Source organism: Parasphingorhabdus sp. (genome assembly GCF_049667325.1).
In the GTDB taxonomy this organism is placed as follows: domain Bacteria; phylum Pseudomonadota; class Alphaproteobacteria; order Sphingomonadales; family Sphingomonadaceae; genus Parasphingorhabdus.
In genome coordinates, this window is sequence record NZ_JBATHY010000087.1 from 1 (window position 1) to 5,329 (window position 5,329).

At 57.4% G+C, this 5,329-nt stretch carries 5 protein-coding genes and 1 pseudogene; 5 read left to right on the top strand and 1 reads right to left on the bottom strand.

The genetic code is table 11. The annotated features are described in order from the left end of the window. From WBM93_RS04820 to WBM93_RS04840, 5 genes are all read left to right on the top strand, one after another. A partial coding sequence (locus WBM93_RS04820; protein ID WP_424428903.1) for an MFS transporter occupies positions 1-438 on the top strand: 438 nt, incomplete at its 5' end. Between the two features lie 113 nt (positions 439-551). Then, on the top strand, positions 552-1,853 hold the full coding sequence (locus WBM93_RS04825; RefSeq protein WP_424428906.1) for an acyl-CoA dehydrogenase family protein: 1,302 nt from the start codon (positions 552-554) through the stop codon (positions 1,851-1,853). A gap of 9 nt (positions 1,854-1,862) precedes the next feature. Continuing rightward, positions 1,863-2,948, top strand: coding sequence for a Zn-dependent alcohol dehydrogenase (locus tag WBM93_RS04830; protein WP_424428909.1), 1,086 nt, complete (start codon positions 1,863-1,865; stop codon positions 2,946-2,948). Positions 2,949-2,963: 15 nt separating this feature from the next. Then, entirely contained in the window at positions 2,964-4,025 is a 1,062-nt protein-coding gene (locus WBM93_RS04835; RefSeq protein ID WP_424428912.1) for a phosphotransferase family protein, read from the top strand. A 1-nt stretch (position 4,026) separates the two neighbouring features. Then, positions 4,027-4,818 carry an SDR family NAD(P)-dependent oxidoreductase gene (locus tag WBM93_RS04840; protein ID WP_424428916.1) on the top strand — a complete coding sequence of 264 codons (792 nt, stop codon included), beginning with the start codon at positions 4,027-4,029 and terminating at the stop codon, positions 4,816-4,818. On the opposite strand, the pseudogene WBM93_RS04845 reads toward WBM93_RS04840, so the two are convergent. After that, a pseudogene (locus WBM93_RS04845) lies at positions 4,815-5,329 on the bottom strand (hypothetical protein); the annotation flags it as partial. The gene WBM93_RS04840 and the pseudogene WBM93_RS04845 sit on opposite strands and share 4 nt — an antisense overlap.

Here is a 5,329-nt window from a genome sequence, read left to right on the forward strand (position 1 = left end):
GCTCTATTTCCGGAGCCCGGATCCCCCTCTCTCATTCCGGTTCTTTTCACCTTTCTCGTCATCGCAATCGGGGCGAGCATCTCTGCGATGATCCTGACCATGTCGATGATGGCAGACGTTGCCGATGCCTATGCATTTGAAGTCGGCAAACGCACCGAGGGCCTGTTCTCGTCGGGCATGTGGTTCATGCAGAAAATGGTTGGCGGGATGGGGATTTTGTTGTCGGGTTTGATTATTTCCTTCATCGAGCTACCCTCGCAGGCGGTTCCGGGCAGCGTTGATCCCGCGATTGTCGACAATCTGGCGTTGATTTTTGTGTCGATGGTGACCGTAATTGGACTTCTTGGTACATGGGCCTACACTTTATTTCCTCTGAGCGAGCAGGATCATAGCGACCGCATTGCAAAGCTGGCCTCGGTAATGCCGCGTGTTAAATGAAGCTGTCAGAATGGAAATCATCCGGCCAAGCGCTTTCGCTGTGGCAAAGCCACGTGGCCTCTGATAAGTTAATTGCATAGTTAAATTACAAGAACAAAGAAAAGGACTTGGGAATGGATTTCGATCTCACCGAAAAGCAGGAATATTGGCGCAACCGGGTACGCGATCATATCGAGACTCACCTTCGCCCGCGCATGGCGGATTTTCACAAGGAAGAATCGACCGGCGAACGGTGGAAAGTCCTGCAAGTGGTCGAGGAAGAGAAGAAGAAAGCCAAGGAAGCCGGCATCTGGAACCTGTTCATGCCGCCACCGAACCCCAACCTGACGCATATTGACGATGTGTTCGAATTTGAAGGCCCCGGGCTGACCAATCTGGAATATGCCCTGTGCGCCGAAGAAATGGGCCGCGTTGGCTTTTCCTCGGAAGTGTTCAACTGCTCGGCTCCCGATACCGGGAATATGGAAGTGTTCCATCGCTACGGCACGCTGGAACAGAAAGAGCAATATCTGCGGCAGCTGATGAATGGCGAAATCCGTTCCGCCTTTTTGATGACAGAACCGGCCGTTGCCTCCTCCGATGCGACCAATATCGAAACCGCAATTGTCCGCGATGGCAATGAATATGTCATCAACGGCCGCAAATGGTGGTCCTCCGGCCTTGGCGATCCGCGCTGCAAAATTGCTATCGTCATGGGCAAGACCACATTCGAGGGCAGCCGCTACACGCAGCAGTCTCAAATCCTGATGCCAACCGACGCACCGGGCGTAAATATCATTCGTCACCTGCCGGTGTTCGGCTATGACGATGCACCGCACGGCCATATGGAAGTCGAAATGAAGGACGTTCGCGTTCCTGCTGACAATATCCTGCTCGGCGAAGGGCGCGGATTCGAAATCGCTCAGGGTCGCCTCGGACCCGGTCGCATCCATCACTGCATGCGGACTATCGGCGTCGCAGAGGAAGCGCTCGAGAAAATGGTCAAGCGCCTGCAATCGCGCATCGCTTTCGGCAAACGCATTTCCGAGCATAGCGTCTGGGACGAGCGCGTTGCCCGCGCCCGGATCGACATTGACATGAGCCGCCTGCTCTGCCTGAAAGCCGCAGACATGATGGACAAGGTCGGCAATAAATATGCCAAGGCCGAAATCGCGATGATCAAGGTTCAGGCACCGAACATGGCGCTCAAGATCATCGACGATGCGATCCAGGCCCATGGCGGCGGCGGCGTTTCAGAGGACTTCGGTCTCGCCAGCGCTTATGCGCATCAGCGGACCTTGCGGCTCGCCGATGGCCCGGATGAAGTGCACAATCGCACGATCGCCAAGATGGAATATGGCAAATATGCCGAAACCGCCGACGGCAGCAAGATGAAGGAAAGCTTCTCGTCCGGTGATATGGGTGCCACCCGCTAGGAGAGAGTGATGAAGGCCGCAGTTCTGGTGGAAGCGGGTAAACCGCTCGTAATTGAAGACGTCTTGATCTCCAAGCCGGGACCGCATGAAGTGCTGATCCGGACGGCCGCTTGCGGGCTGTGCCATTCGGATCTGCATTTTATCAACGGCAGCTATCCGCACCCATTGCCGGCGATTCCAGGGCACGAGGCGGCGGGTATTGTCGAGGCGGTCGGCAGCGAGGTTCGCACCGTTGCGGTGGGTGATGCAGTGGTTTCTTGCCTGTCGGCCTTTTGCGGCCATTGCGAATTTTGTGTGTCTGGCCGGATGTCATTGTGCCTCGGCGCGGACACGAGGCGCGGCCCCGAAGAAACCCCGCGTATCACAAGGCCCGACGGATCGACGGTCGGGCAGATGCTCAATCTCTCGGCCTTCGCCGAGCAGATGCTGATCCACGAGCATGCCTGCGTGCGGATCAATCCGGATATGCCGCTTGATCGTGCCGCGGTGATCGGTTGTGCCGTGACCACCGGCGCGGGTACGATCTTCAATGCCTGCAAGGTCACTCCGGGCGAAACTGTCGCGGTCGTCGGCTGTGGCGGTGTCGGTCTGGCGACGATCAATGCTGCCAAAATTGCCGGTGCCGGCCGGATTATTGCTGCGGACCCGATCAAGGAAAAACGCGATCTTGCACTCAAGCTTGGCGCAACCGATGTTATCGACGCGTCTGCCGATGACGCGGCGGCGCAAATACTCGAACTCACCAAAGGCGGCGTCGATCATGCGATCGAAGCCGTCGGACGTCCGGCATCCGGCGACCTGGCGGTCGGTTCGCTCAAGCGCGGCGGCACCGCGACCATTCTCGGCATGATGCCGCTCGATCACAAGGTCGGCCTGAGCGCGATGGATTTGCTTTCCGGAAAGAAATTGCAGGGTGTGCTGATGGGATCAAACCGTTTCCCGGTCGACATCCCGCGGCTGGTGGACTTTTATTTGCGCGGTCTGCTTGATCTGGACAGCATTGTCGCAGAAACGATTCCGCTGGAACAGATCAATGACGGCTTCGAAAAAATGAAAAAAGGCGACGCAGCCCGTTCCGTCATCACCTTTGGCTAAGCAATAGGAGCTTCCATGAATCCACAGGAAGATATGACTGGCACGATGGACGTGCCGGAAAAAGACAAGATTGACGAAGCGGCTTTGACCAAATGGATGGAGGCCAATGTCGCCGGCTTCACAGGACCGCTGACTCTGAGCAAGTTCAAGGGCGGCCAGTCCAATCCGACTTACAAGATCGACACGCCCGGCACCTCCTACGTGCTCCGCAAGAAACCGGTCGGAAAATTATTGCCCTCCGCCCATGCGGTGGATCGCGAATTCCGGGTGATTGCCGGACTCTATCCAACCGAATTTCCCGTCCCCAAGCCCTATGGCCTGTGCGATGATGATAGCGTGATAGGAACGATGTTCTACGTGATGGGCATGGCCGATGGCCGGACATTCTGGGATGGCGCGCTGCCCGACAGCAATCCGAAGGAACGTCGCGCTATCTATCATGAGATGATCGACACATTGGCCCTGCTGCACAGCTTCGATCCCGCGGCATTGGGATTGGAAAAGCACGGCAAGCCCGGCAATTATTGCGAGCGCCAGATTTCCCGCTGGACACAGCAATATAGGTTGTCCGAAATCGACAAGATTCCGGAGATGGATCGACTGATCGAATGGCTCACCAAAACTATTCCGGAGCAGAAAGGCTTTGGTATCGTCCACGGTGACTATCGACTGGACAACATGATTTTTGCCCATGACGAACCGAAAGTGATCGCGGTTCTCGATTGGGAACTCTCGACTCTCGGCGATCCGATTGCGGATTTTGCTTATTGGCTCATGGCCTACGAAATGGAACCCGAAGGCCGCAGCGGTCTGAAAGGTGTTGATCTGGCTGTGCTGGGCATCCCTTCTCGCGAAGAAGCGATTGCCCGCTATTGCGAAAGATCAGGTATGGCTGAGCTTCCGCCGATGGACTGGTATCTGGCCTATAATCTCTTCCGGATTGCTGCTATTCTACAGGGCATCCAAAAGCGGGTTGCCGAAGGCACCGCCAATAGCGCGGCGGCGGCCGAAATGTCGGATCGCGTCACGCCGCTGGCGCAAGCCGGTTGGGAAGCCGCGAAGCGAGCAGGAGCATAAGATGGACCTCAAGGACAAAGTCGCGATCATCACCGGCGCCGGTAGCGGCATTGGCCGTGCTGCTGCGTTGTTATTCGCCGAACATGGCGCAAAAGTCATCGCCAGCGATATCACCGATGCGGTCGAGGACACCGCCAAGGGTTCCGAAGGCAATATTATCGCGATCAAGGCCGATGCGGGGTCGGAAGGCGATGTCGAGATGCTCGTGGATGCTGCGGAGCAACGCTTTGGCGACCTCCATGTTTTCTTCGCCAATGCCGGCATTGGCGGCGGGTTCGAGGGTATATTCGACAGCAGTGTCGCCGAATGGCAGGAAGTTTTGCGGGTCAATCTGATCGGGCCGTATCTGGCCTGCAAATATGCCGGCAAGGTCATTGCCGAGAGCAAACATGGTGGTTCAATCATCTGCACCGCGAGCGTGGCCGGGATACGATCGGGCGCAGGTGGGCCGGCTTATTCGGCTTCCAAGGCAGGCGTGATCAATCTGGTGAAGGTTGCGGCCCAGCAATTTGCGACGTCCAATGTCCGCTGCAACGCGATTTGTCCGGGCATCACCGAAACCGGCATGACCCAGTTCATTTATGACAAGGCCCGCGAGAAGGGCAAGGAGGACCGGCTCGGCTATCTCAATCCGCTGCGTCGCGGCGCGGCACCTATGGAGATGGCGGAAGTCGCGCTGTTTCTGGCCTCCGAACGCTCATCCTATGTCAATGGCCAGGCGATAGCCGTAGACGGTGGCCTGAGCGCATCGCACCCGGTCACCCGTCAGGAATTTGGCCGGACAGCGGTTTAGTTCGCGAAAGCAAAATCTTCGTCGCCAAGCTGGACGAAATCCACACGGCCTTCGGTGGCTCCGCACAGAAACTTGCTTTGATCGCTATTCGACAATTCGCCTTCGACGCGCCAGCCTTCACCGTCACGCACAACCGATTCAATGGCGGTAACCTGGGCATCGCGGCCGGCTTGCCGTTCAGCGGCATTGGAACAGGCGCTAATCGCCGATTCCATTGCACCGGTTCCCCGGTCATTTCTGCTATCGTCACGCGTATCGGTACGCCGGTCATCATAGCGCTGGTTTTCGCTGCGATAGTCGCGATCATCGGACCGCTGGTCGCGGTTGTTTTTTGACGCCGCGCTGGCGATGGCCGCAATACCGCCGAGTACCAATATGCCGGCCAGGATGTCGCCACCGTCGATCCGGTCGCGATGGCGACGATGTCCGCGATAGCCACGATAGCCGCGGTTACTGCGCCAGCCCTCGACCTTGTCGCTTTCGGCAGACCAGCCGAGCGCAGCCGCGTCAA